Genomic DNA, 23,931 nt, shown 5'->3' on the forward strand with positions numbered 1-23,931 from the left:
AAAGGGGGGGTTTGGTGGGGGAGGTGGGGGCGGGGGGGGCCGTGTTGGAGAGAGATCCCGCTCCCACACAAAGCCCTCCCACATTATTTAGCTTATTCGGCGTGGCTTAGAGCTCGCCCAGGCCGTCGACCAGCGCCTGGTTCTGCTCCGGCGTACCGATGGTGATCCGCAGAAACTGGGCAATCCGTTCCTGCTTGAAGTGCCGCACAATCACCCCTTGCTCACGCAATTTGGCCGCCAGGCCAGCGGCGTCGTGCCGTGGGTGGCGCGCAAAGATGAAGTTGGCTGCCGACGGCAGTACCTCGAAGCCTTTGGCCTGCAACTGGGCGGTCAGTTTTTCACGGCTGTCGATCACCTGTTGGCAGGTTTTCTCGAAATACGCCTGGTCTTCGAACGCGACAGCCGCGCCCACAATCGCCAGGCGATCCAGCGGGTAGGAGTTGAAACTGTTCTTGACCCGCTCCAGTGCCTCGATAAGGTCTGGATGCCCCACCGCCAGCCCAACCCGCAGGCCCGCCAGCGAGCGCGACTTGGACAGCGTCTGGGTCACCAGCAGGTTCGGGTAGCGGTCTACCAGGCTGATGGCCGTTGCGCCGCCGAAGTCGATATACGCCTCATCCACCACGACGACCGAATCCGGGCTGGCCTTGAGGATCTGCTCCACCGCGTCCAGCGCCAGCAGGCAACCGGTCGGCGCATTGGGGTTGGGAAAAATGATTCCGCCGTTCGGCCTGGCGTAGTCGGCGACGCGAATCTGGAACTGCTCGTCGAGCGGCACGGCATCAAACTGAATGCCATACAGGCCGCAATAAACCGGATAAAAGCTGTAGCTGATATCTGGGAACAGCAGCGGTAGGTCGTGCTGAAACAGCCCGTGGAAGATGTGTGCCAGTACTTCGTCGGAACCGTTGCCGAGGAACACCTTGCTGGCGTCGACGCCGTAGTACGTGGCGACAGCCTGCTTGAGCCGGTCGCTGTTGGGGTCCGAGTACAAACGCAGGTCGTCGGTCAACTCGGCACGCATGGCCTCCAGCGCCTTGGGTGAAGGGCCGTACGGGTTTTCGTTGGTGTTGAGCTTGACCAGCTTGGTCAGCTTCGGCTGCTCACCCGGCACGTAAGGCACCAGGTTCTTGACGAAGGGGCTCCAGAATTTGCTCATGTCTCAGTTACCTGTCTTGTCGTCAAGGATGCGGTATTCGGCGCTGCGGGCGTGGGCGCTCAACGATTCGCCACGGGCCAGCACGGAAGCGGTCTTGCCCAGCTCCGAGGCGCCTTGCGGCGAGCAGAAGATGATCGACGAACGCTTCTGGAAGTCATACACGCCCAGCGGCGAAGAGAAACGCGCGGTGCCGGAAGTCGGCAGCACGTGGTTGGGGCCTGCGCAGTAATCACCCAGGGCCTCGCTGGTGTGGCGTCCCATGAAGATCGCACCGGCGTGACGAATCGACGGCAGCCAGGCCTGCGGGTCGGCCACCGACAGCTCCAGGTGTTCCGGGGCGATGCGGTTGGCCACTTCGATGGCCTGCTCCATGTCGCGCACTTGAATCAGCGCGCCCCGGCCATTGATCGACTTTTCGATGATCCCGGCCCGGTCCATGGTCGGCAGCAGCTTGTCGATGCTCGCCGCCACTGCCTCCAGGAATGCCGCATCCGGGCTGACCAGGATGGCCTGGGCGTCTTCGTCATGCTCGGCCTGGGAGAACAGGTCCATGGCGATCCAGTCAGGGTCGGTCTGGCCGTCGCATACCACCAGAATCTCCGAAGGTCCGGCGATCATGTCGATACCGACCTGGCCGAATACATGGCGCTTGGCGGTGGCCACATAGATGTTGCCCGGCCCGACCACCTTGTCGACCTGCGGCACGCTTTCGGTGCCATAGGCCAGGGCCGCAACGGCCTGGGCGCCGCCAATGGTGAACACGCGATCCACGCCGGCGATGCACGCGGCCGCCAACACCAGTTCGTTGATTTCACCGCGTGGTGTCGGTACCACCATGACCACTTCGGTCACGCCAGCCACCTTGGCAGGAATGGCGTTCATCAGCACCGACGACGGGTACGAAGCTTTACCACCCGGCACGTACAGGCCGGCGCGATCCAGTGGCGTGACCTTCTGCCCCAGCAAGGTGCCGTCGGCTTCGGTGTAGCTCCAGGAGTCCTGTTTCTGTTTTTCGTGGTAACTGCGCACTCGCGCCGCCGCCACTTCCAGGGCCTGACGCTGCGGCGCTGTGATGCGCGTAAGCGCCAACTCCAGGCGTTCGCGGGGCAGGATCAGGTCGGACATGGACTGGACGTCCAGGCCGTCGAACTGGCGGGTGAAGTCCACCAGCGCAGCATCACCGCGTTCGCGCACAGCCTTGATGATGTCGAGCACCCGCCCATTGACCGAATCGTCGGACACGCTTTCCCAGCTCAGCAGATGATCCAGATGGCGGGCGAAATCCGGGTCGGCAGCGTTGAGTCGGGCAATGGCAGTGGACGTGGTCATAGCGGGGGCCTCATAGGATTGGCAAATAGACTCAGGCGCCGAACGTTAGCAGTCGATCCGCTTGGGCACCTGAGAATTCTGGCTATGAGGCGGATAGACGGGCGCAGCCTTGCGGCTACGCGGGTGAGTCAACCGCGGTGTCGCGACTCCACTGCCTTGCGCAGGGTGTCGATCAACGCCTGGATACGGGCGTGTTGCATCTTCATCGAGGCCTTGTTGACGATCAGACGGGAGCTGATGTCGGCAATGAACTCCTGAGGTTCGAGGCCGTTGGCACGCAGGGTGTTGCCGGTGTCGACCACGTCGATGATCTTGTCGGCCAGGCCGATCAGCGGCGCCAGTTCCATCGAGCCATAGAGCTTGATGATGTCGACCTGACGACCTTGCTCGGCGTAGTAGCGCTTGGCGACATTGACGAACTTGGTGGCTACCCGCAGGCGGCCTTTAGGCTCAACGTCGCCGACACGGCCGGCGGTCATCAGCTTGCACAGGGCGATCCGCAGGTCCAGCGGCTCGTACAGACCCTGGCCGCCGTATTCCATCAGCACATCCTTGCCGGCCACACCGAGGTCGGCCGCACCATGCTCAACGTAGGTCGGCACGTCGGTAGCCCGCACGATCAGCAGACGGACGTCGTCCTGGGTCGTGGGGATGATCAGTTTGCGGCTCTTGTCCGGATTCTCGGTCGGCACGATGCCCGCTTCAGCCAGAAGCGGCAACGTGTCATCAAGGATGCGGCCCTTGGACAGTGCAATGGTCAACATGGGAAACGTCAGTCCTTCATCAGGCTATTGCGGTCTGGTCGCAAATGGCGCCAGACACAGATCGAGGCCATTACAGCCTCGATTTGAAACAAATTCAGCATATTGCTTCTTTAATTTGTAGTGAGCGGGCTTGCCCCGCGCTGGACTGCGCAGCAGTCCCATTTTTGGGGTCGCTACGCAACCCAGCGCGGGGCAAGCCCGCTCACCACAAGAAGCCCGCTCACACAGAGACGGTGTTTATAGCAGCGGGACTAACCCGGTACGCGGCGGATTTTTGCGCCGAGCATCTGCAGTTTTTCTTCGATGCACTCGTACCCACGGTCGATGTGGTAGATGCGGTCGATCAGGGTATCGCCATCGGCGATCAGTGCCGAGATCACCAGGCTGGCAGAAGCGCGCAGGTCGGTGGCCATTACTGGGGCGCCTTTGAGCTTGTCGGTACCCGTGACGATCGCGGTGTTGCCTTCAACCTGAATCTTCGCGCCCATGCGGTGCAATTCGTACACGTGCATGAAGCGGTTTTCGAAGATGGTTTCGATCACGGCACCGGTGCCTTCGGCAATGGCGTTCAAGGAGATGAACTGCGCCTGCATGTCGGTCGGGAACGCCGGGTATGGAGCGGTACGCACGTTGACGGCCTTGGGGCGCTTGCCGTGCATGTTCAGCTCGATCCAGTCTTCACCCGTGGTGATTTCGGCACCTGCCTCGCGCAGTTTTTCCAGGACCGCTTCCAGGATGGTCGGATCGGTGTCCTTGACCTTGACGCGGCCACCGGTCACGGCAGCGGCAACCAGGTAGGTACCGGTCTCGATGCGGTCCGGCATCACTTTGTAGGTGGCCGAGTGCAGGCGCTTCACACCTTCGATGGTGATGGTGTCGGTACCGGCGCCGCTGATGTTGGCGCCCATGGCGATCAGGAAGTTGGCCAGGTCGACCACTTCCGGCTCGCGGGCGGCGTTCTGCAGCACGCTGCGGCCATTGGCCAGGGCAGCGGCCATCATGATGTTCTCGGTACCAGTCACGCTGACGGTATCAAAGAAGAAGTTCGCGCCACGCAGGCCGCCTTCCGGCGCCTTGGCCTTGATGTAGCCGCCCTCGACGTCGATGACCGCACCCATGGCTTCAAGGCCACGAATGTGCAAGTCCACCGGACGCGAACCGATGGCACACCCACCCGGCAGGGCTACTTCAGCCTCGCCAAAACGGGCAACCATCGGGCCCAGCACCAGAATCGACGCACGCATGGTCTTCACCAACTCGTACGGCGCGACCAGGGTCTTGATGGTGCGTGGGTCGATTTCGACGGCCAGTTTCTCGTCAATCACCGGCTCGATGCCCATGCGACCGAACAGCTCGATCATGGTGGTGATGTCGTGCAGGTGCGGCAGGTTGGCTACCGTGACCGGGCCATCGCACAGCAGGGTCGCTGCCAGGATAGGCAAGGCGGAGTTTTTTGCACCGGAAATGCGGATCTCGCCGTCAAGGCGGGCACCGCCGGTAATAATCAATTTATCCATAAGAATCTCGACGCCTTGGGGGCTCAGGTACGCTCGGCCCAGGCCGCGCGACTGAAAAATTTCATAGTGACCGCATGGATGCTGCCATCGGTGATCCATGGGTTCAAATGGGCATAGACCTGCTGCTGACGCTTGACCGGGCTCAATGCCGCCAGTTCATCGCTAATCACGTTCAGCTGGAAGTTGCAGCCTTCGCCTTCAACTTCAACGTTCGTTTCCGGCAGCTTTCCTTCAAGGAAGCTCTTAACTTCTAGGGCCTGCATGCTCAACCTCTATCGGCGCCCAGTGCGCACGGGTCGCACATCATACAAAAAAGCCCCGCGCCTGCGAACCCCGCATAGCAGGACTCTGACGGGGGGCTTGATCATAAATGCGTACTAAGGATGGACCAACAACTCAGTCAGGCCGGAAACCTCGGCAATTTCACGCATGTCTTCAGGCAGCGCACGGATGCTCACCGTTTTTTTGGCCGCCTCGGCATCACGCATGAAACACAGCAACAAGGACAGACCGACACTGTTGGATTTGGTCACGCCTGAGCAATCCAGCACCAATGCGGGCGCCGCGCTGGACTTGATCAGTGCCTGGCCCTGCTTGCGCAGGTCAGGCCCGGTGCGGTAATCGAGCACACCACTGATGAACAGCTCGCCGGCGTCACCCAAACGAACGGCCGATGCGGTCATTGCGCAGGCTTCCCGGCAGCTTTGTCGGTTTCTTCCTTGGCCTTGGCCACTTCACCGGCCCAACCATTGATGGTTTTGTCCAAGTCGTTGCCATTGCGCTGCATGGCGTCGGCGAACTGGTCACGGAACAGCTTGCCGATATTGATGCCATTGATGATCACGTTACGCAGCTTCCACTCGCCGTTGACCTTCTCCAGGGTGTACTGCACCGGGTAGACCGCGCCATTGTTGCCCTTGACGGTCATGCCCACGCTGGTGCGGTCGCCCGATTCGTCCTTGGCCGGATCAACGGTAATGCCCTGATTGTTGTACTCGAGCAAAGCGTTGCCATAGAACTGGAACAGACCACGCTTGAAGTTTTCCTGGAAGCGCTGCATCTGCTCAGGCGTCGCCTTGCGCGAATACTTGACTGTCATGATGCTGCGCGAAATGCCTTCGGCATCCACCACAGGACCCACGATGGTGTTGAGCGCATCGTAGAACTTGCTTGGGTCTTGCTTGTATTGCTCTTTGTTGGCAGTCAGGTCAGACAACATCTTGTTGGTCGTGTCCTGCACCAGATCGTGCGCAGAATCCGCCGCGCTGGCCATCAGCGGCAGCGCTGCAAGCAATACCAGCAGGCCACGTCGCAGGGTAGAGATCATGAACAGATTCCTCATTTGGCGTCTTTATTGACCGTATTGAGCAAAAATTTTCCGATCAGGTCTTCAAGCACCAGCGACGACTGCGTGTCGTGAATGGTCGAGCCATCCTTCAGCAGGGCCGTTTCCCCGCCCACACTGACACCGATGTACTTCTCGCCCAGCAACCCAGCAGTGAGGATAGATGCAGTGGAATCGGTCGGCAGATTATTCACCTTCTTGTCCACTTGCATCGTCACTCGACCCGTGAAGCTGTCGCGATCCAGATCGATTGCCGTGACCTTGCCGATAGTGACACCGGCCATGGTCACTTTAGCTCTGACAGTCAAACCGGCGATATTGTCGAAGTATGCGTAAAGTTTATAAGTATCGGCGGTGGGGCTGGCCGAAAGACCACTGACCCGCAGGGCCAGCAACAATAAAGCCAGGATGCCAGCCAGCAAGAAAAGGCCGACACCGATTTCCACAGTGCGGTTTTGCATCAGAAATCTCCAAACATCAAGGCGGTCAAAATGAAGTCAAGGCCCAGTATCGCCAGCGAGGCATACACGACGGTCTTGGTGGTGGCGCGACTGATCCCTTCTGAAGTGGGCTCACAGTCGTAGCCTTGGAATACGGCGATCCAGGTCACTACAAAGGCAAAGACCATGCTCTTGATGATCCCGTTGAGTACGTCGCCCGTGAAGGTCACGCTGTTCTGCATGTTTGCCCAATAGGAACCGTCGTAGACACCCAGCCAGTCCACGGCCACCCACGAACCGCCCCAGATGCCCACCACGCTGAAGATCATCGCCAGCAGCGGCAGGGAAATGAAGCCGGCCCACAAGCGCGGGGCAATAATGTATTTGAGCGGGTCCACACCGATCATTTCGAGGCTGGACAATTGCTCGGTGGACTTCATGTTGCCGATTTCGGCGGTCAGCGCAGAACCTGCACGCCCGGCGAACAACAGTGCAGTGACCACCGGCCCAAGCTCGCGCAGCAGCGTCAGGGAAACCAGTTGCCCGACCGCCTGCTCCGAACCGTAGCCGGAGAGGATATTGAACCCCTGCAGCGCCAGCACCATGCCGATGAAAATCCCGGAGACCACAATGATCACCAGGGACATCACTCCCACCGAGTGCAGTTGCTTGATCAGCAAGCCGAAACCGCCCCCTATGGCGCCACGGCCGAGCAAGGCATGAAACAGGAAAATGGTGGAGCGGCCCAGCGATTCGACGACGTCGATGCCGGAGCGACCGAAAAGGCGAACCTTCTCGACAAGAGATGTCTTGCGCATCAGCGCTTCCCCAGAAGGTCTGAGCGGTAATCCGCTGCCGGAAAATGAAAGGGCACTGGGCCGTCGGGGTCGCCGGTCATGAATTGGCGAATACGCGGGTTGTCGGCGTTCATCAGTTCTTCAGGCGTACCCTGCCCCAACACCTGACCATCACCCACGACATAAAGGTAGTCCGCAATGCTGGCCGTTTCAGCCAGGTCATGGGAGACCACAATACTGGTAATCCCCAGCGCGTCATTGAGCAGGCGGATCAGGCGCACCAATACGCCCATGGCGATAGGATCCTGACCGACGAAGGGTTCGTCATACATGAGGATCTGAGGATCGAGGGCGATAGCTCGTGCCAGCGCAACGCGGCGCTTCATGCCGCCGGAGAGTTCATCGGGCATCAGGTCGATAGCACCGCGAAGACCTACGGCCTGCAGTTTCAGCAACACAATGTCACGAATCATTTCATCGGACAGCTGGGTATGCACCCGCAGAGGGAAGGCCACGTTCTCGAACACGTCGAGGTCGGTGAACAGCGCACCACTCTGGAACAGCACGCCCATATGCTTGCGCGCGTCGAACAGATCGCTGCGCGACAGTGTCGGCAGGTTCTGGCCATTGACCCACACTTCGCCGGCGCTGGGCCGCAATTGCATGCCCATCAGGCGCAACAAGGTGGTCTTGCCGCAACCGGAAGGCCCCATGATGCCCGTGACCTTGCCGCGGGGAATGCGAATATCGACGTTATTGAAGATGCTGCGCGTCCCGCGCTTGAAGGTCAGTCCCTTCAGCTCGACCGCGTAGGCGTTATCGGCACTCATCTAAACTCCTTGGGATGCAGCCTCTCACTCAGACACCACGTTTGCGACAAACGTTTGCAACGGATGCGCAATAGATAGCCACGTGGACTGGGCGGACCGACTGGCCGCGAACTATATCACCGCTGATACGAGGCGCCCAAGGCCGGAACAGCGCTTGTTCATGTTCAAGACAGGTAAAAACATTGCTGACTGTGTTACCGGAAGAAAGAATCTCGGACATCTTGCGAATAAAGCCTGACGAACTTGCGTGAGGGAATTGATCATTACCGCTATAATCGCCGACTTTTCGTCAGGCTATACGATTCCAGACATGAGCCAATCCAGCGACCTTATCCAATCCGCGCAACGCACCATCCGTCTCGAGCTTGAAGCCGTAGAGGGCCTGCTGGCCCATATCGACGCGGATTTCGTACGCGCCTGCGAGATGATTCTGGCCAGCAAAGGCCGTGTTGTCGTCGTCGGCATGGGCAAGTCCGGCCACGTCGGCAACAAGATCGCAGCCACACTGGCAAGCACCGGGACCACCGCTTTTTTTGTGCATCCGGCCGAAGCGAGCCACGGCGACATGGGCATGATCGCCAAGGAAGACATCATCCTGGCGCTGTCCAACTCCGGCACCACCAACGAAATCGTGACCCTGCTGCCACTGATCAAGCGCCTGGGCATCAAGATGATCAGCCTCACCGGCAACCCGGAATCGACGCTGGCCAAGGCCGCCGAAGTGAACCTGAACGTTCACGTCGCCCACGAGGCCTGCCCGCTGAACCTGGCACCGACCTCCTCCACCACAGCCGCTCTGGTCATGGGGGATGCCCTGGCCGTGGCCTTGCTGGAAGCGCGCGGTTTTACCGCCGAGGACTTCGCGTTTTCCCACCCGGGCGGTGCTCTGGGCCGTCGTCTGCTGCTGAAAGTGGAAAATGTCATGCATGCAGGCGATGAATTGCCTCACGTCCAGCGCGGCACACTGCTGAAGGACGCGCTAATGGAAATGACCCGCAAGGGCCTGGGCATGACCGTGATTCTGGAGTCCGACGGGCGCCTGGCCGGGGTTTTCACCGACGGCGACTTGCGCCGCACCCTGGACCGAACTATCGATATACACACCGCGACCATCGACGCAGTGATGACTCCGCACGGCAAGACCGCACGCCCCGAAATGCTCGCAGCCGAAGCGCTGAAGATCATGGAAGACCACAAGATCGGCGCACTGGTGGTTGTCGATGCCGACGACCGCCCGATCGGCGCCCTGAACATGCACGACTTGCTGCGTGCGGGAGTGATGTAAATGAGTGGCGACCTGCTGCAACGCGGTAAAAACATCAAGCTGGCGATTTTTGACGTGGACGGCGTGCTGACCGATGGCCGCTTGTACTTCCTTGAAGACGGCAGCGAGTTCAAGACTTTCAACACCCTCGACGGCCAGGGCATCAAGATGCTGATGGCCGCCGGCGTGCAAACAGCCATAATCAGTGGTCGCAAAACACCCGTTGTGGAACGCCGTGCACAAAACCTGGGGATTCCTCACCTGTATCAGGGCCGCGAGGATAAACTGGTGGTGCTGGACGAGCTTCTTGGCCAACTCAACCTAAGCTATGAGCAAGTCGCCTATCTGGGTGATGACTTGCCTGACCTGCCGGTGATTCGCCGGGTCGGCCTGGGCATGGCGGTCGCAAATGCGGCGGCGTTCGTTCGCGAACACGCCCACGGCATCACCACGGCCCGTGGCGGCGAAGGCGCAGCCCGCGAGTTCTGCGAGTTGATTCTGCGAGCCCAGGGCAGCCTTGAAGCGGCACACGCCGCCTACCTATAGAGCGTTTTATGCTGAGCAAAAAGATTCGCAACTTCCTGCTATTCGGGGCTATCGCCGCGCTGTTCCTCGCGGTGGGCTACTGGAATATCAGCCCGGAGCGCTTTCTCGACCAGCCTGCGGCGCAGGTGGACGAAGGTGCTATCGACTATTACGCCATCAATGCCAGGAGCGTGCAGTTCCTGCCCGACGGCAAGGTGCAGTACGAGATGACGTCGGACAAGGTCGAGCACCTCAAGGCCACCGAAGTGACCTTGCTGACCAACCCGGACATGAATATCTACCGCGGTACCGAATTTCCGTGGCACGTCACCAGCAAGCGTGGCGAGGTCAACCCGGATGGCACCCAGGTCGAACTGATCGATTCGGTGCGCGTTGCGCGCACCGATGCGAAAAACCGTGACACCGTGATTACCAGCAGTCGCATGACCGTATTCCCGCAGAAGCAATATGCGCAGACCGAGCAAGACGTTAGAATCGACGGCGCTGGCGGCGTATCGACTGGCAAGGGAATGAAAGCGTATTTGAAAGAAAGCAGGATACACCTGCTATCGAACGTAAGAGGACAGTATGAGGCTCGTTAAAACTCTCCCTATTTTGCTCGGTCTGGGCGCAGCACTGGGAAGCGTGAGCGCCTGGGCTCTGCCGAACGATAGCCAGCAACCGATCCGCATCCAGGCTGACGAAGCACAGCTGGATGACAAGCAAGGCGTCGCGACCTACACCGGCGGCGTGATCATCACCCAGGGCTCGATGAAGATCACCGGCAACACGGTGACCCTCACCCGCACCGCTGCAGGCGATATCGACGTAGTCACCTCCGTGGGCAACCTGGCCTACTTCGAGCAGAAGCAGGCACCTGCCGATACCGGCCCGATGAAAGGCTACGGCAAGACCATCCAGTATCACGCCCAGCAAAATCGTATCGTCCTGATCGACCAGGCAAAAGTGCTCAGCCCCGATGGCAACTCCACCGAGGGCGAAAAGATCACTTATGACACCGTGAAACAGGTCGCCAATGCCGGTCGCGCCAATGGCAACAAGGTCACCGCACCACGTCCACGTATCGATATGGTTATCCAGCCGAAGAAGAAGGCCGAGTAATGGCAACCCTGAAAGCCCAGCATCTGGCCAAGGCCTATAAAAGCCGTCAGGTCGTTCGCGACGTCAGCCTGTCCATCGACAGCGGCCAGATCGTCGGCTTGCTCGGCCCCAACGGTGCCGGCAAGACCACCTGCTTCTACATGATCGTGGGCCTGGTCCAGGCCGATCAGGGCCGTGTACTGATCGACGACCTGGACGTCAGCCACCAGCCCATGCACGGTCGCGCCCGAGCCGGCATTGGCTATCTTCCGCAAGAAGCGTCGATCTTCCGCAAGCTGTCGGTTTCCGACAACATCATGGCCATCCTTGAAACCCGCAAGGAACTGGACCGGGACGGCCGTCGCAAGGAGCTGGAAAACCTCTTGCAGGAATTCCACATCAACCACATCCGCGACAACCTCGGCATGAGCCTGTCCGGTGGCGAGCGCCGTCGCGTGGAAATCGCCCGCGCCCTGGCCACGGCGCCGAAGTTTATCCTGCTGGACGAACCGTTTGCGGGCGTCGACCCGATCTCGGTCGGCGATATCAAACAGATCATCCATCACCTCAAGGCCAAGGGTATCGGTGTACTGATCACCGACCACAACGTCCGTGAAACACTCGACATCTGCGAAACCGCCTATATCGTCAATGATGGGCAACTGATCGCCGAAGGTGACTCCGACACCATCCTGGCCAACGAACTGGTCAAGGAAGTGTACCTGGGTCACGAGTTCCGCCTGTAAACACACATGGTGTCAGGCCATTTGTCATCCTGCGCGGAAATCAATAAGAAGCTTCGGATTTTTATTGTTACCGCGCTCTAGGCAAATCCCCCGATATCAGGCATATAATTTGCTTATGTTTGGCGCTCACGCGCCCTGTCGTGGATGGCGCGTTGCGCCGGCGAATAAGGTGTTAAGCCCCTGCCATGAAACCATCGCTAGTCCTGAGAATGGGCCAGCAGCTGACGATGACACCGCAGCTGCAACAGGCCATCCGCCTGCTCCAATTGTCGACACTGGACCTGCAACAGGAAATCCAGGAAGCCCTGGAGTCCAATCCGATGCTCGAACGCCAGGAAGAAGGCGACGACTTCGACAATGCAGATCCGCTGGCCGACAACATCGAGCAAAAACCCAATTCCGACGTTCAGGAACCCTCCTATCAGGAAACCGCCCCGACGGTAGACAACCTGGAGGACGGCGAATGGAACGAACGCATCCCCAACGAACTTCCCGTGGACACCGCCTGGGAAGACGTTTACCAGACCAGCGCCAGCAGCTTGCCGAGCAATGACGATGACGAGTGGGACTTCACTACCCGCACGTCCGCCGGCGAGAGCCTGCAAAGCCACCTGCTGTGGCAACTCAACCTGGCCCCGATGTCGGACACCGATCGCCTGATCGCCGTGACACTCATCGATTGCATCAACAACCAGGGCTACCTGGACGAGACCCTGGAGGAGATCCTCGAGGCGTTCGACCCGGAGCTGGATATCGAGCTGGACGAAATCGAAGCTGTCCTGCACCGAATCCAGCAATTCGAACCTGCCGGCATTGGCGCTCGCACCCTGAGTGAATGCCTGCTGCTGCAACTGCGCCAATTGCCTGCCAAGACCCCCTGGCTTGCCGAAGCCCAGCGCCTGGTCACCGACTACATCGATTTGCTCGGCAGCCGCGATTACAGCCAACTGATGCGCCGCATGAAGCTCAAGGAAGACGACCTGCGCCAGGTCATCGAGCTGGTGCAGAGCCTCAACCCGCGCCCGGGCTCACAAATCGAGTCAAGCGAAGCCGAGTACGTCGTCCCCGACGTGATCGTGCGCAAGGACAATGAACGCTGGCTGGTGGAGCTGAACCAGGAGTCGGTACCTCGCCTACGGGTCAACCCGCAATACGCCGGCTTCGTGCGCAGGGCTGACACCAGCGCCGACAACACCTTCATGCGTAACCAGTTGCAGGAGGCCCGCTGGTTCATCAAGAGCCTGCAGAGTCGCAACGAAACCCTGATGAAGGTGGCTACCCAGATCGTCGAGCACCAGCGTGGTTTCCTGGAATACGGCGACGAAGCCATGAAACCTCTGGTTCTGCATGACATCGCCGAAGCGGTAGGCATGCACGAGTCGACGATTTCCCGGGTAACCACACAAAAATTCATGCATACCCCGCGGGGTATTTATGAACTGAAATACTTTTTCTCCAGCCACGTCAGCACCTCCGAAGGCGGCGAATGCTCGTCCACGGCGATTCGCGCAATCATCAAAAAACTGGTTGCGGCGGAAAATCAGAAAAAGCCATTGAGTGACAGTAAGATCGCTGGTTTACTGGAGGCACAAGGCATTCAGGTCGCCCGTCGAACCGTCGCCAAGTACCGCGAATCCCTTGGGATCGCGCCTTCCAGCGAGCGTAAGCGTTTGATGTGACGGGCGGGCCACAGCGTTCGGGGTGTGTTCTAAAGTCGCTCAGGCGGTTTCAGGATACAGCCCAGTGGCAGGCACCCCGGCCTGCTGCGTTATGCACTGGCAACGAAGGAGAAGCTGTATGCAAGTCAACATCAGTGGACACCATGTAGAAGTCACCCCTCCACTGCGCGACTATGTCGAGCAGAAGCTGAAACGGCTTGAGGGTCATTTTGACAAGATCACCAATGTGCAGGTGATCATGAAGGTCGACAAGCTTCAGCAGAAAATCGAAGCGACTCTACAGATTCCTGGTGGCGAGGTCGTCGCCAACGCCGAGCATGAAGACATGTATGCATCGATCGATGCGTTGACTGATAAGCTCGATCGCCAACTCAAAAAGCATAAGGAAAAGCAGCAGAGCCTTCTTCAGGGCACTGGCCGCTAACACTCCCCACCCATGATTCGACTTGAAACCATCCTGACCCCCGGCCGTTCCCTGGTGAACGTGCCGGGCGGCAGTAAAAAGAAAGCCCTCGAACAAATTGCCAACCTGATCGCGCGCGAAGTGCCGGATCTGGAGATGCAGGACGTGTTCGACGCGCTGATTGCCCGTGAAAAACTCGGTTCCACGGGTTTTGGTAACGGCATCGCCATTCCTCACTGCCGCCTCAAAGGCTGTGAGACCCCGGTCAGCGCCCTGCTGCACCTGGAAGCCCCTATCGATTTCGACGCCATCGACGGCGCCCCGGTCGACCTGCTGTTCGTTCTGCTGGTCCCGCAAGCCGCCACCGATGCGCACCTTGAACTGCTTCGGCAGATCGCCAGCATGCTCGACCGCAAGGAAGTACGCGACAAACTGCGCAGCGCCAGCAGCAATGAAGCGCTTTATCAGGTTGTTCTGGATGAACAAAACGGGCAGTAATCATGCGTTTGATCATCGTCAGCGGCCGCTCCGGCTCGGGTAAAAGTACCGCCCTCAACGTTCTTGAGGACAACGGTTTCTATTGCATCGACAATTTGCCGGCCGGCCTGCTGCCGGAGTTGGCAGAGCGTGCATTGATTCACACCGAATTGTCGCAGCCCCTGGTGGCCGTCTCGATCGATGCGCGCAACCTGCCCAGCCATTTGGATCGATTCCCGCAATTACTCGAAGAAGTACGTGCCAAGCACATTCAGTGTGACGTGCTCTATCTGGACGCCGACGAAGAAACGCTCCTGAAGCGTTTTTCCGAAACCCGGCGGCGCCATCCCCTTAGCAGCCCGCACCGCTCTCTGGCCGAAGCCATCGAGGACGAGAGCAAGCTGCTCGGCCCGATCATCGATCTCGCCGACCTCAAGATAAATACCACCGATCTCAACCTGTATCAGCTACGCGACGCCATCAAGCTGCGCCTGTTGAACCAGCCAGAGCCGGGTACGGCGTTTCTCGTCGAGTCGTTTGGCTTCAAGCGCGGTATGCCGGTGGATGCCGACCTGGTATTCGATGTGCGCTGCCTGCCAAACCCCTACTGGAAGCCGGAATTGCGTGATCAGTCGGGGTTGGACCAGCCCGTGGCCGAGTATTTGGCCGCACAACCGGATGTCGAGGAGATGTTCCAGGATATCTCCAGCTACCTGCTCAAATGGCTGCCGCGTTTTGCCGCGAGCAACCGCGCCTATGTCACCATTGCCATTGGCTGTACCGGCGGCCACCATCGCTCCGTCTATCTGACCGAACGTCTTGGCCAGGTGCTGCAACAAACCCTCAAGAACGTCCAGGTTCGCCACCGCGACCTTAGCTGAAAGGAACACCCCCGCGATGCCCGCTCTGGAAATTGAAATCATCAACAAATTGGGTTTGCACGCCCGCGCCTCGGCGAAGTTCGTCGGTGTTGCGGGGCGGTTTCCCTGCCAGGTCCGCGCTGGACGTACACCCGAGTCCATGGTTGATGGGAAAAGCATCATGGCGATGATGATGCTGGCCGCCGGCAAGGGCACCAAAATTCACCTGAAAACAGAGGGCGAACAAGAGCAGGAGGCGATGGACGCGCTGGTGGAGCTGATCAATAACCGCTTCGACGAAGGCGAATAAAGGCGTCCGGCTTGCCGGCCATGGCCCCCTCAAGCCAGACATGGGCTCACAATCGATCACCGGCAAGCCAGCTCCTACATGGGAGCGGGCTTCAGCTCAACGCTGTATCCATCACCATCATCAAACAAAACCCGACGCACAGGCCAAGACTGGCGAGCTTCTCGTGGCCATTACGCCGGGATTCGGGAATCACCTCGTGAGTCACCACCAACAGCATTGCCCCTGCCGCCAGCGCCAGGCCTAGCGGTAACAGCACCTCGGCCAAACTCACCAGCCAGGCGCAAAGTACTGCAAACAGGGGCTCCACCAGACCTGATGCCGCGCCAATCACAAAAGCCTTGAAGCGTGACATTCCCGCTCCTGCCAACACTAGAGCAATCACCAGCCCCTCGGGCACATCCTGCAAGGCAATCCCCATGGCCAGGCTGTCCGCATCGGGCATGCCGCCCCCCGCCGAAACGCCAACCGCCATGCCTTCCGGGATGTTATGAGCAACGATGGCAAACACGAACAGCCAGATGCGCGGAGGGATTACCGGTTTTTCCGGGGTGCCCACCAGCATTTCCGGGCTCGCACCGGACACTTTGCGGTCGACCAGGTACAACCCGAACGCCCCCAGCAGAATGCCGACGCTGATCAAACCGCTGGCCCCCCAAGGCGAAAGCCCCAGGCTTTCTGCCGCGGCAATACCGGGAACAATCAGCGAAAATGCGGTTGCCGCCAGCATCACTCCAGCACCGAACCCAAGCAAGGTATCGCTCAAGGCAACCGGCATGCGGCGGATTGCCAACACAGGCACCGCGCCCAGCGCCGTACCCAGCGCGCAGATCGCTCCGCCTTGCAAGGCGCGCAGGATGCGCGGTTCCAGATTCAGCCACGCCAGCCCTTGGGCCACCAACAATGCAGTCCCTGCCAATAGCAGCAGCGAACCAAACGCGTAACGAAACCTTCGTCCGCTGCTGATCGCCAGTGTTTCAGTGCCCATAATTGGCCTTAGATCTTGTTATAGAGGGTGAATGTCAGGCCACGGCAGCCTGATAACGTGCCGAGACTTCCGGCCAGTTGATGACGCTGTAAAAGGCATTGATGTATTCCGGACGGCGGTTCTGATACAGCAGGTAGTAGGCATGCTCCCACACGTCCAGACCGAGGATCGGCGTGTTGCCGTTCATCAGCGGGCTGTCCTGGTTCCCACTGCTCTCCACTACCAGGGTCTTTTGCGGTGTGACGCTGAGCCAGGCCCAGCCGCTGCCGAAACGGGTCAGTGCGGCCTTGGTGAAGGCCTCTTTGAAACTGTCGAAACCACCCAGCTGTTCATCGATAGCCTTGCCCAGCGGTCCCTCGGGTTTTCCGCCGCCCTTGGGTGACATTACCGCCCAGAACAACGAATGGTTGGCGTGGCCACCGCCCTGATTGATCACCGCGGCACGCAGTTTTTCCGGCAATTGCTGCACGCTGGACACCAGCTTCTCCACTGGCCAGCCCGCGAATTCAGTGCCCTCGACGGCGGCATTGAGGTTGTTGATGTAGGTCTGATGGTGTTTGGTGTAGTGGATTTCCATGGTCTGCGCATCGATATGCGGTTCCAGGGCATCGTAGGCGTAAGGCAAGGCAGGCAAGGTATAAGTCATATCAATGTGCTCCGTAGTAAGGGCTGTTGCGAGTCGACGCCGGCGATGGCGCCGCAGTACCGCCCAGCAAGCGATGGGTACGGGGGTATTCGCCGTGATCGCTGATGAAATTCAACAGTTCGACGTAGGTCTTGCTGCTCTGGCGTAGGGCAGCCTCTCGCAATTGCGGGGTCAGGCGCGGGTCCTGCATGGCCTGCAACAAGCGTTGATGAATGGCACAGAGGTATTCCGCGCTTTCTTCAGGCTGGTTCAGGCGCAGGTGCAGGTCCGCCAGGTTGTGATGGGAAATCACGCAAGCCGCCACGGCCTCGTCGGCATCCGCCCAGCGTTCGAACAACACTTGGGCCAGGGCCAAGGCTTGCAGATAGGCCTCGCGGGCGTCGACCAACTCGCCCGCCATGAAGCAGCGATTGGCCCGTTCGATCGTACGTTTCCAGTGCTCCATGGTGAGCCTCCAAAGCAGAGTCGGTGATTACACGCCGCCGGCCGTGAGCTTTTCCGGATCCAGCAGGACTTCCAGTTGGCTGCGCGGCAAGTCGGTGTGTTCGAGGGCGACATCGATCACCGGACGGCCTTGCTGATAGGCCTTCTTGGCAATTTCGGCAGCCTTCTGATAACCGATGATCGGGTTGAGTGCGGTCACCAGGATCGGGTTGCGCGACAGCGCTTCCTTGAGCTTGGCTTCGTTGACCTTGAAGCTGCTGATCGCCTTGTCGGCCAGCAGGCGACTGGAGTTGGCCAGCAATTCGAGGCTGCCAAGCAGGTTCTGGGCAATGATCGGCAACATCACGTTCAACTCGAAGTTGCCCGATTGACCGGCGACGGTGATCACCGTGTCATTGCCTATGACTTGAGCCGCAACCATGGCCGTCGCTTCCGGGATCACCGGGTTGACCTTGCCCGGCATGATCGAAGAACCAGGCTGCAAACCTTCCAGCTCGATTTCGCCCAGGCCGGCCAAGGGGCCGGAATTCATCCAGCGCAAATCGTTGGCGATTTTCATCAGCGACACGGCAACCGCCTTGAGCTGACCGGAGACGGCAACCGCGGTGTCCTGAGATCCGATCAGTGCGAAAAGATTTTTGCCGGGCGTGAACTGCACGCCGGTCAAGCTGCTCAACTGCTGGCTGAAGCGTGCGGCAAATTCGGGGTGCGCATTGATCCCGGTGCCGACCGCCGTGCCGCCTTGCGCCAGCGCCTGCAAGCTCGGCAACAAATCCTGCAGGTGACCGATATTGGCCTTGAGCTGCTGTGCCCAGCCGTTGAGCACTTGGCTCATACGTACGGGCATAGCGTCCATCAGGTGGGTCCGGCCGGTCTTGACGAACGAGTGAACCTCTTCGGCTTTGCGCTCGATGACCTGTACCAGGTGCAACAGAGCCGGCAGGGTTTGCTCATGCAATACCAGTGCAGCACTGACGTGGATGGTGGTGGGAATGATGTCATTGCTGCTTTGGCCACAGTTCACGTGATCATTGGGGTTCACCGCCTCACCGAGCAAACGGCTGGCCAGAGTGGCGATCACCTCGTTGGCGTTCATGTTGGAACTGGTGCCGGAGCCGGTCTGGAAGATGTCCACCGGGAAGTGCTGCATGAAATCGCCTTCCAGCAGGCCTTGGGCGGCATCCACAATGGCCTTGCCCTGCCCTTCGCTGATCTGTTTGAGATCGACGTTGACCTTGGCGGCGGCGGCCTTGGCCAGGATCAGCGCACGAATGAACTGCGCCGGCATGCGTTGATGACTGATCGGGAAATTGTTCACCGCGCGCTGGGTTTGCGCACCGTACAAGGCCTCGGCCGGCACTTGCAGTTCGCCCATGCTGTCGCGTTCGATACGGGTGTTACTCATCGGAGGATCCTTGCACAAGGTCAGACACAGAAAGGGAAGGCAACAATTCGCAGGTCGCCAATTGCCACGCAAAGGACTGCCAGCGCTTGAGGCGGCAAGCGCAGTGGGAGAGTTTTTCCAGGTCACGCAGGGGGCGCCAGGCTTGATCCAGGCACAGGGAGCGCCAATGCCAAGGCAGGGCGATGTCGCTGGCGGTATCGAGCAACAGGCGAAATGAGGTCTCAGCGATGGTCCACGGATGAGTGGCCGTGCAGCACGCCAGGTAGCGACCTTCATTGAGGTAGTGTTCGATCAGGCGAGGTTCGTTGGGATCGAGCCCGCAGCGAATCTGACGACTCATCCAGCGCCAGCTTTCCAGATAAGGATCTTCATGCAGAACAGAACTCATGACCCACTCTCGCCAGTAATGATATTCATTATTAAATGATATTAAGAATCAAAACAAGGGTGCCAGATTGATCGCTCTGTTGCGCGAGCACAAAAAAAGGCGCGCCATCCACAAGATGGCGCGCCTTTTTTAGATAGACCTGAAAGCGTTAGCTGCCCGCGACGGTCATCCGCTCGATCAGCACCGAGCCCGTGCGAATATTGCTGCGCAGTTCCAGATCATTACCCACGGCAACGATCTGCTTGAACATGTCGCGCATATTGCCGGCGATGGTCACTTCCTGGACGGCAAATTGAATCTCGCCGTTTTCTACCCAGAAACCGGCCGCGCCCCGTGAGTAATCACCGGTCACCATATTCAGGCCATGCCCCATCAATTCAGTCACCAACAGACCACGCCCCATTCGGCGCAACAACGCAGCCTGATCTTCGTCGCCATGGGTGACGAACAAGTTGTGCACGCCACCCGAGTTGGCAGTGCTCGGCAGGCCGAGCTTGCGACCGGCATACGTGCCAAGCACATAAGAGACCAGCTCGCCCTTCTCGACAAACGGCTTGGCATAGGTCGCCAGCCCATCGCCGTCGAACGCTGCGCTGCCCATTGCGCGCATCAGGTGCGGACGCTCATCGATGGTCAGCCACTCGGGAAACAGCTTCTGCCCGATTGCGCCCTCCAGGAACGAAGACTTGCGGTACAGGTTGCCGCCGGAAATCGCGCCCAGGAAACTGCCGAACAAACCACCCGCCAACTCCGCCGAAAACAGCACCGGCACCTCGCAAGTCGGTACCGGGCGCGCGCCCAGCCGGCTGGCGGCACGTTGTGCGGCACGTTGGCCAATGCTCACCGGGTCCGCCAGCAATTCGCCCTGGCGGTTCACGTCGTACCAATAGTCGCGCTGCATCTGGCCATCCGCTTCGGCGATCATCACGCAGCTCAAACTGTGACGGGTGGACGCATACCCGCCAATAAACCCATGGCTGTTGCCGTAAACACGACAGCCTTGATGTGTGCTCAACGTGGTGCCATCGGCATTCTTGATGCGGGCATCCGCATCGAACGCCGCCGCTTCGCAGATCAACGCGCGCTCGATGGCCTGCTCTGGCGTGATGTCCCAGGCGTGGAACAGATCGAAATCCTTCACATCCCTGGCCATCAGCGCTTTGTCGGCCAGCCCCGAGCTTTCATCCTCGGAGGTGTGCTTGGCGATGGCCAACGCGGCAGCCACAGTCTCGCGAATGGCTTCCGGCCCGCTGGCCGAAGTGCTGGCCGAACCCTTGCGCTGCCCCGCGTACAAGGTGATGCCAAACCCCTGATCACGGTTGAACTCGACGGTTTCCACCTCGCGCTGACGCACCGACGTCGACAGCCCCTGCTCCAGCGATACCGCCACCTCACAGGCACTGGCCCCCTGGCGCTTGGCCTCGGCAAGGATCTGCTCGACTTGTTCCTGCAGGGCCGGTAACGCTTGCGGACCGACGCTTTGGGCTGCACTCATGGTTTTCTCCACTCAAATTCTGCTTTCGGTTAAGGCCATCGAGCGACCGGGCCGGACAAGCGGCCCCCGACTGGTTATCATGGCGGCGTTTCTTTGCGGACTGCCACCATGGTTGATTCTTACGACGACTCCCTCGATGGGGAGAAAAGCAAATCCCAGGTCAAACGTGAGCTGCATGCTCTGGTTGACCTCGGCGAGCGCCTCACGACGCTCAAGCCTGACTTGATTGCAAAACTGCCACTGACCGACGAAATGCGCCGGGCCCTGGCGGATGCGCCCAAGCACACCGCGAATATCGCGCGCAAACGGCACATCTCGTTCATCGGCAAGCTGATGCGCAACCAGGACACTGACGCCATCCTGACCCTGCTCGATCAACTCGATGCTTCCACTCGCCAGTACAACGAGCGCTTCCACAATCTGGAACGCTGGCGCGACCGCCTGATCTCGGGCGATGACGCCGTGCTGGAGAAATTCGTACTGGACTACCCGGACGCAGATCGCCAGCAACTGCGCTCCCTGATCCGTCAGGCCCAGCACGAACTGGCGCATAACAAGGCGCCAGCCACCAGCCGTAAAATCTTCAAGTACATCCGTGAGCTGGACGAGACTCAACGCGGCCTGCGTTGATCCTCTTCCCCGGGTGGCGACCCTCGCCACCCGGCACTCCCCGCCTTACGCGCCCGTGCCACCCACGGTGATCGCATCGATTTTCAAGGTTGGCTGACCGACGCCCACCGGCACCGACTGCCCATCCTTCCCGCAAGTGCCCACGCCACTGTCCAGCGACAGGTCATTACCCACCATCGACACCTTGCTCATGGCCTCCGGACCGTTGCCGATCAGCGTCGCACCCTTGACCGGCGCAGTGATCTCGCCGTCTTCGATCAGATACGCTTCGCTGGTGGAGAACACGAATTTGCCACTGGTGATATCCACCTGACCGCCGCCGAGGTTGGCACAGTAGATGCCGCGTTTCACCGAGGCGATGATTTCCGCCGGGTCGCTTTCGCCGCCCAGCATGTAAGTGTTGGTCATGCGCGGCATCGGCAGGTGCGCGTAGGACTCACGACGACCGTTACCGGTCCGTGCCACGCCCATCAGGCGGGCGTTAAGCTTGTCTTGCATATAGCCTTTGAGCACACCGTTTTCGATCAGGGTGGTGCACTCGGTCGGCGTGCCTTCGTCATCGACGCTCAACGAGCCACGGCGACCAGCCAAGGTGCCATCATCCACGATGGTGCACAGCTTGGACGCAACCATTTCGCCCATACGCCCGCTATAGGCCGAGCTGCCCTTACGGTTGAAATCACCTTCCAGGCCATGGCCGACGGCCTCATGCAGCAGCACCCCGGACCAACCCGAACCCAGCACCACCGGCAAGGTACCCGCCGGCGCCGGGATGGCTTCCAGGTTCACCAACGCCTGGCGCAGCGCTTCGCGGGCATAACCCATGGCGCGGTCTTCGCTGAGGAAATAACGGTAATCCGTGCGCCCGCCACCGCCATGACCGCCACGCTCGCGGCGACCGTTCTGCTCGACGATCACGCTGACATTGAAACGCACCAATGGCCGCACATCCGCCGCCAGGCCGCCATCGGTAGACGCCACCAGAATGCGCTCCCACACCCCGGCCATACTCACGCTGACTTGCTGGATACGCGGGTCCAGCGCACGCGTGGCCGCATCGACACGCTTGAGCAGCTCGACCTTCTCGGCACGACTGATCACTTCCAGCGGATTATCCGGCGCGTACAACTGAGCGACGTCCTGGGAACTGAACGCCTGTACCGTGCCATGCTGGCCAGCACGCGAAATCGAGCGTGCAGCGCGAGCCGCGGCGCCCAGGGCTTCAAGGGTGATCGCGTTGCTGTAGGCAAAGCCGGTTTTTTCACCGGATTGCGCACGCACGCCAACGCCCTGGTCGAGGTTGAAACTACCTTCCTTGACGATGCCGTCTTCCAGGGCCCAGGACTCGGAGATCTGCCCCTGGAAATACAGGTCGGCCGCGTCGATACCCGGCCCGGCCAGATCGCCCAGCACGGTTTGCAAACTTTCGATGGTCACGCCACCGGGCGCCAGGAGGTGTTCACTGACTGAGGACAACAACTCGCTCATAGGTTTGGCCTTAAATTCATCGTTCCGAAGCAGGTCGCTGTGCGCCCTGCGAGAAAAAGCGCCGATGGTTGACCACCGGCATGCGCGCCCGTATCGACGCCTGTTCACTGCTATCGCGTTCGGCCAGCAACACCGCTTCACCCTGATCCTGTTGCGTCAGCACGCGCCCCCACGGATCGACAATCGCCGCATGGCCAAAGGTTTCCCGTGGCCCCGGATGCACGCCGCCCTGAGCGGCTGCCAGCACATAGCACTGAGTCTCGATGGCCCGCGCGCGAATCAGCACGCCCCAGTGTGCAGCCCCGGTCACCGCCGTAAAGGCCGAGGGCGCGGTGATCAGCTCAGCCCCCGCCGCGCGCAACTCGCTGTACAGTTCGGGAAAGCGCAGGTCATAGCACACCGTAAGGCCAAGGCGACCCACCGGCGTATCCGCCACCACCACATGGCTTCCGAAAGCATAGTCATCGGACTCGCGATAACGCCCCCGGGCATCAGCCACGTCCACATCAAACAGGTGCAGCTTGTCGTAGCGCGCGACGATTTCGCCCTGCGCATCGATCAACAGCGAGCACGCATTGGACTTGGCGTTCGGCTGACCCTGCGGCGGAAACGGCAAGGTGCCGGCCACTATCCACAAGCTGAGGTCGCGAGCGGTCTGTTTCAACCATGGCAGGATCGGGCCCTCACCCTGCGCTTCGGCGCGCCCGATTTCGGCCACATCGCGTCGCCCCATGGCCGCGAAGTTTTCCGGCAACACCGCCAGCTTCGCCCCGCCCGCCGCCGCTTGCTCCAGCAGCCGGCGAGCCTGGACCAGGTTGGCCAGCACATCGCTCTGGCTGACCATCTGAATTACCGCAAACGACATGGGCCGACACTCCGTGCACAGGATGAATAGCCTCAGGCT

The 23,931-nt window shown here is 60.0% G+C and carries 29 protein-coding genes; 11 read left to right on the plus strand and 18 right to left on the minus strand.

All coding sequences use genetic code 11. The features are described from left to right. Nucleotides 1-106 precede the first annotated feature (106 nt). The 10 genes from hisC to ACW9IB_RS21045 form a co-directional block, all read right to left on the minus strand. Nucleotides 107-1,159: a histidinol-phosphate transaminase gene (gene hisC, locus ACW9IB_RS21000; RefSeq protein ID WP_457415368.1), complete on the minus strand. Its 1,053-nt coding sequence runs from the start codon at nucleotides 1,157-1,159 to the stop codon at nucleotides 107-109. Nucleotides 1,160-1,162: 3 nt separating this feature from the next. Next, a complete protein-coding gene (gene hisD, locus ACW9IB_RS21005; RefSeq protein ID WP_457415370.1) occupies nucleotides 1,163-2,488 on the minus strand; it encodes a histidinol dehydrogenase in 1,326 nt (441 codons plus the stop codon). A gap of 128 nt (nucleotides 2,489-2,616) precedes the next feature. Then, nucleotides 2,617-3,252: an ATP phosphoribosyltransferase gene (hisG, locus tag ACW9IB_RS21010; protein WP_010213102.1), complete on the minus strand. Its 636-nt coding sequence runs from the start codon at nucleotides 3,250-3,252 to the stop codon at nucleotides 2,617-2,619. Nucleotides 3,253-3,503: 251 nt separating this feature from the next. After that, complete coding sequence (gene murA / locus ACW9IB_RS21015) at nucleotides 3,504-4,769, minus strand: UDP-N-acetylglucosamine 1-carboxyvinyltransferase (protein ID WP_457365400.1); 1,266 nt, start codon at nucleotides 4,767-4,769, stop codon at nucleotides 3,504-3,506. Between the two features lie 23 nt (nucleotides 4,770-4,792). Then, the gene (locus tag ACW9IB_RS21020; protein WP_017845972.1) at nucleotides 4,793-5,032 is read right to left on the minus strand and encodes a BolA family protein; all 240 of its coding nucleotides are present in this window, start codon (nucleotides 5,030-5,032) and stop codon (nucleotides 4,793-4,795) included. Between the two features lie 114 nt (nucleotides 5,033-5,146). Next, nucleotides 5,147-5,452, minus strand: a complete 306-nt coding sequence (locus ACW9IB_RS21025; protein WP_457415372.1) for an STAS domain-containing protein — start codon at nucleotides 5,450-5,452, stop codon at nucleotides 5,147-5,149. Then, nucleotides 5,449-6,096, minus strand: a complete 648-nt coding sequence (locus ACW9IB_RS21030; RefSeq protein WP_457365398.1) for an MlaC/ttg2D family ABC transporter substrate-binding protein — start codon at nucleotides 6,094-6,096, stop codon at nucleotides 5,449-5,451. Before ACW9IB_RS21030 ends, ACW9IB_RS21025 begins: the two co-directional genes overlap by 4 nt. A gap of 11 nt (nucleotides 6,097-6,107) precedes the next feature. Then, nucleotides 6,108-6,575 carry an outer membrane lipid asymmetry maintenance protein MlaD gene (mlaD, locus tag ACW9IB_RS21035; RefSeq protein WP_457365397.1) on the minus strand — a complete coding sequence of 156 codons (468 nt, stop codon included), beginning with the start codon at nucleotides 6,573-6,575 and terminating at the stop codon, nucleotides 6,108-6,110. Beyond that, nucleotides 6,575-7,372 carry a lipid asymmetry maintenance ABC transporter permease subunit MlaE gene (mlaE, locus tag ACW9IB_RS21040; protein ID WP_457365396.1) on the minus strand — a complete coding sequence of 266 codons (798 nt, stop codon included), beginning with the start codon at nucleotides 7,370-7,372 and terminating at the stop codon, nucleotides 6,575-6,577. The genes mlaD and mlaE overlap by 1 nt, the downstream gene beginning before the upstream one ends. Next, a complete protein-coding gene (locus tag ACW9IB_RS21045) occupies nucleotides 7,372-8,181 on the minus strand; it encodes an ATP-binding cassette domain-containing protein (protein WP_003171811.1) in 810 nt (269 codons plus the stop codon). Before ACW9IB_RS21045 ends, mlaE begins: the two co-directional genes overlap by 1 nt. A 310-nt stretch (nucleotides 8,182-8,491) precedes the next feature. Here ACW9IB_RS21045 and ACW9IB_RS21050 point away from each other — a divergent pair, with 310 nt between their 5' ends. From ACW9IB_RS21050 to ACW9IB_RS21095, 10 genes are all read left to right on the plus strand, one after another. Further along, nucleotides 8,492-9,466: a KpsF/GutQ family sugar-phosphate isomerase gene (locus ACW9IB_RS21050; RefSeq protein WP_457365395.1), complete on the plus strand. Its 975-nt coding sequence runs from the start codon at nucleotides 8,492-8,494 to the stop codon at nucleotides 9,464-9,466. Further along, nucleotides 9,467-9,991, plus strand: coding sequence for a KdsC family phosphatase (locus ACW9IB_RS21055; protein WP_457365394.1), 525 nt, complete (start codon nucleotides 9,467-9,469; stop codon nucleotides 9,989-9,991). Nucleotides 9,992-9,999: 8 nt separating this feature from the next. Further along, nucleotides 10,000-10,572 carry an LPS export ABC transporter periplasmic protein LptC gene (lptC, locus tag ACW9IB_RS21060; protein WP_457365393.1) on the plus strand — a complete coding sequence of 191 codons (573 nt, stop codon included), beginning with the start codon at nucleotides 10,000-10,002 and terminating at the stop codon, nucleotides 10,570-10,572. After that, nucleotides 10,559-11,092, plus strand: coding sequence for a lipopolysaccharide transport periplasmic protein LptA (gene lptA / locus ACW9IB_RS21065; protein ID WP_457365392.1), 534 nt, complete (start codon nucleotides 10,559-10,561; stop codon nucleotides 11,090-11,092). The genes lptC and lptA overlap by 14 nt, the downstream gene beginning before the upstream one ends. Then, nucleotides 11,092-11,817 (plus strand): LPS export ABC transporter ATP-binding protein, encoded by a 726-nt coding sequence (lptB, locus tag ACW9IB_RS21070; RefSeq protein WP_457365391.1) that lies wholly within the window; start codon nucleotides 11,092-11,094, stop codon nucleotides 11,815-11,817. Before lptA ends, lptB begins: the two co-directional genes overlap by 1 nt. A 185-nt stretch (nucleotides 11,818-12,002) precedes the next feature. Further along, complete coding sequence (locus ACW9IB_RS21075; protein ID WP_457365390.1) at nucleotides 12,003-13,496, plus strand: RNA polymerase factor sigma-54; 1,494 nt, start codon at nucleotides 12,003-12,005, stop codon at nucleotides 13,494-13,496. A gap of 118 nt (nucleotides 13,497-13,614) precedes the next feature. Continuing rightward, nucleotides 13,615-13,920 carry a ribosome hibernation-promoting factor, HPF/YfiA family gene (hpf, locus tag ACW9IB_RS21080; protein ID WP_105696165.1) on the plus strand — a complete coding sequence of 102 codons (306 nt, stop codon included), beginning with the start codon at nucleotides 13,615-13,617 and terminating at the stop codon, nucleotides 13,918-13,920. 12 nt (nucleotides 13,921-13,932) lie between these two features. Then, the gene (ptsN, locus tag ACW9IB_RS21085) at nucleotides 13,933-14,397 is read left to right on the plus strand and encodes a PTS IIA-like nitrogen regulatory protein PtsN (protein ID WP_061435337.1); all 465 of its coding nucleotides are present in this window, start codon (nucleotides 13,933-13,935) and stop codon (nucleotides 14,395-14,397) included. Nucleotides 14,398-14,399: 2 nt separating this feature from the next. Then, nucleotides 14,400-15,257 (plus strand): RNase adapter RapZ, encoded by an 858-nt coding sequence (rapZ, locus tag ACW9IB_RS21090; protein ID WP_457365389.1) that lies wholly within the window; start codon nucleotides 14,400-14,402, stop codon nucleotides 15,255-15,257. A 16-nt stretch (nucleotides 15,258-15,273) separates the two neighbouring features. Continuing rightward, nucleotides 15,274-15,546: an HPr family phosphocarrier protein gene (locus ACW9IB_RS21095; RefSeq protein ID WP_457365388.1), complete on the plus strand. Its 273-nt coding sequence runs from the start codon at nucleotides 15,274-15,276 to the stop codon at nucleotides 15,544-15,546. 91 nt (nucleotides 15,547-15,637) lie between these two features. Here the strand turns inward: ACW9IB_RS21095 and ACW9IB_RS21100 are convergent, their stop codons facing one another. The 6 genes from ACW9IB_RS21100 to pmbA form a co-directional block, all read right to left on the minus strand. Further along, nucleotides 15,638-16,531 carry a ZIP family metal transporter gene (locus ACW9IB_RS21100; protein ID WP_457415374.1) on the minus strand — a complete coding sequence of 298 codons (894 nt, stop codon included), beginning with the start codon at nucleotides 16,529-16,531 and terminating at the stop codon, nucleotides 15,638-15,640. Between the two features lie 34 nt (nucleotides 16,532-16,565). Continuing rightward, nucleotides 16,566-17,177 carry a superoxide dismutase gene (locus ACW9IB_RS21105; RefSeq protein WP_457365386.1) on the minus strand — a complete coding sequence of 204 codons (612 nt, stop codon included), beginning with the start codon at nucleotides 17,175-17,177 and terminating at the stop codon, nucleotides 16,566-16,568. 1 nt (nucleotide 17,178) lies between these two features. Then, the gene (locus ACW9IB_RS21110; RefSeq protein ID WP_457365385.1) at nucleotides 17,179-17,622 is read right to left on the minus strand and encodes a hypothetical protein; all 444 of its coding nucleotides are present in this window, start codon (nucleotides 17,620-17,622) and stop codon (nucleotides 17,179-17,181) included. A 27-nt stretch (nucleotides 17,623-17,649) separates the two neighbouring features. Further along, a complete protein-coding gene (locus ACW9IB_RS21115) occupies nucleotides 17,650-19,026 on the minus strand; it encodes a class II fumarate hydratase (RefSeq protein ID WP_457415377.1) in 1,377 nt (458 codons plus the stop codon). Next, a complete protein-coding gene (locus ACW9IB_RS21120) occupies nucleotides 19,019-19,414 on the minus strand; it encodes a FagA protein (RefSeq protein WP_457365383.1) in 396 nt (131 codons plus the stop codon). The genes ACW9IB_RS21115 and ACW9IB_RS21120 overlap by 8 nt, the downstream gene beginning before the upstream one ends. Nucleotides 19,415-19,562: 148 nt before the next feature. Then, complete coding sequence (gene pmbA, locus ACW9IB_RS21125; RefSeq protein WP_457365382.1) at nucleotides 19,563-20,909, minus strand: metalloprotease PmbA; 1,347 nt, start codon at nucleotides 20,907-20,909, stop codon at nucleotides 19,563-19,565. 108 nt (nucleotides 20,910-21,017) lie between these two features. Between pmbA and yjgA the strand changes: the two genes are divergently transcribed. Beyond that, nucleotides 21,018-21,539 carry a ribosome biogenesis factor YjgA gene (gene yjgA, locus ACW9IB_RS21130; protein WP_457365381.1) on the plus strand — a complete coding sequence of 174 codons (522 nt, stop codon included), beginning with the start codon at nucleotides 21,018-21,020 and terminating at the stop codon, nucleotides 21,537-21,539. A gap of 45 nt (nucleotides 21,540-21,584) precedes the next feature. On the opposite strand, the gene tldD is transcribed toward yjgA, so the two are convergent. Together tldD and ACW9IB_RS21140 are read right to left on the minus strand one after the other, a co-directional pair. Next, entirely contained in the window at nucleotides 21,585-23,027 is a 1,443-nt protein-coding gene (tldD, locus tag ACW9IB_RS21135) for a metalloprotease TldD (RefSeq protein ID WP_457415380.1), read from the minus strand. 16 nt (nucleotides 23,028-23,043) lie between these two features. After that, a complete protein-coding gene (locus tag ACW9IB_RS21140) occupies nucleotides 23,044-23,892 on the minus strand; it encodes a carbon-nitrogen hydrolase family protein (protein WP_457415383.1) in 849 nt (282 codons plus the stop codon). Between the last annotated feature and the right edge of the window lie 39 nt (nucleotides 23,893-23,931).

Source organism: Pseudomonas sp. SDO524_S393 (genome assembly GCF_054071875.1).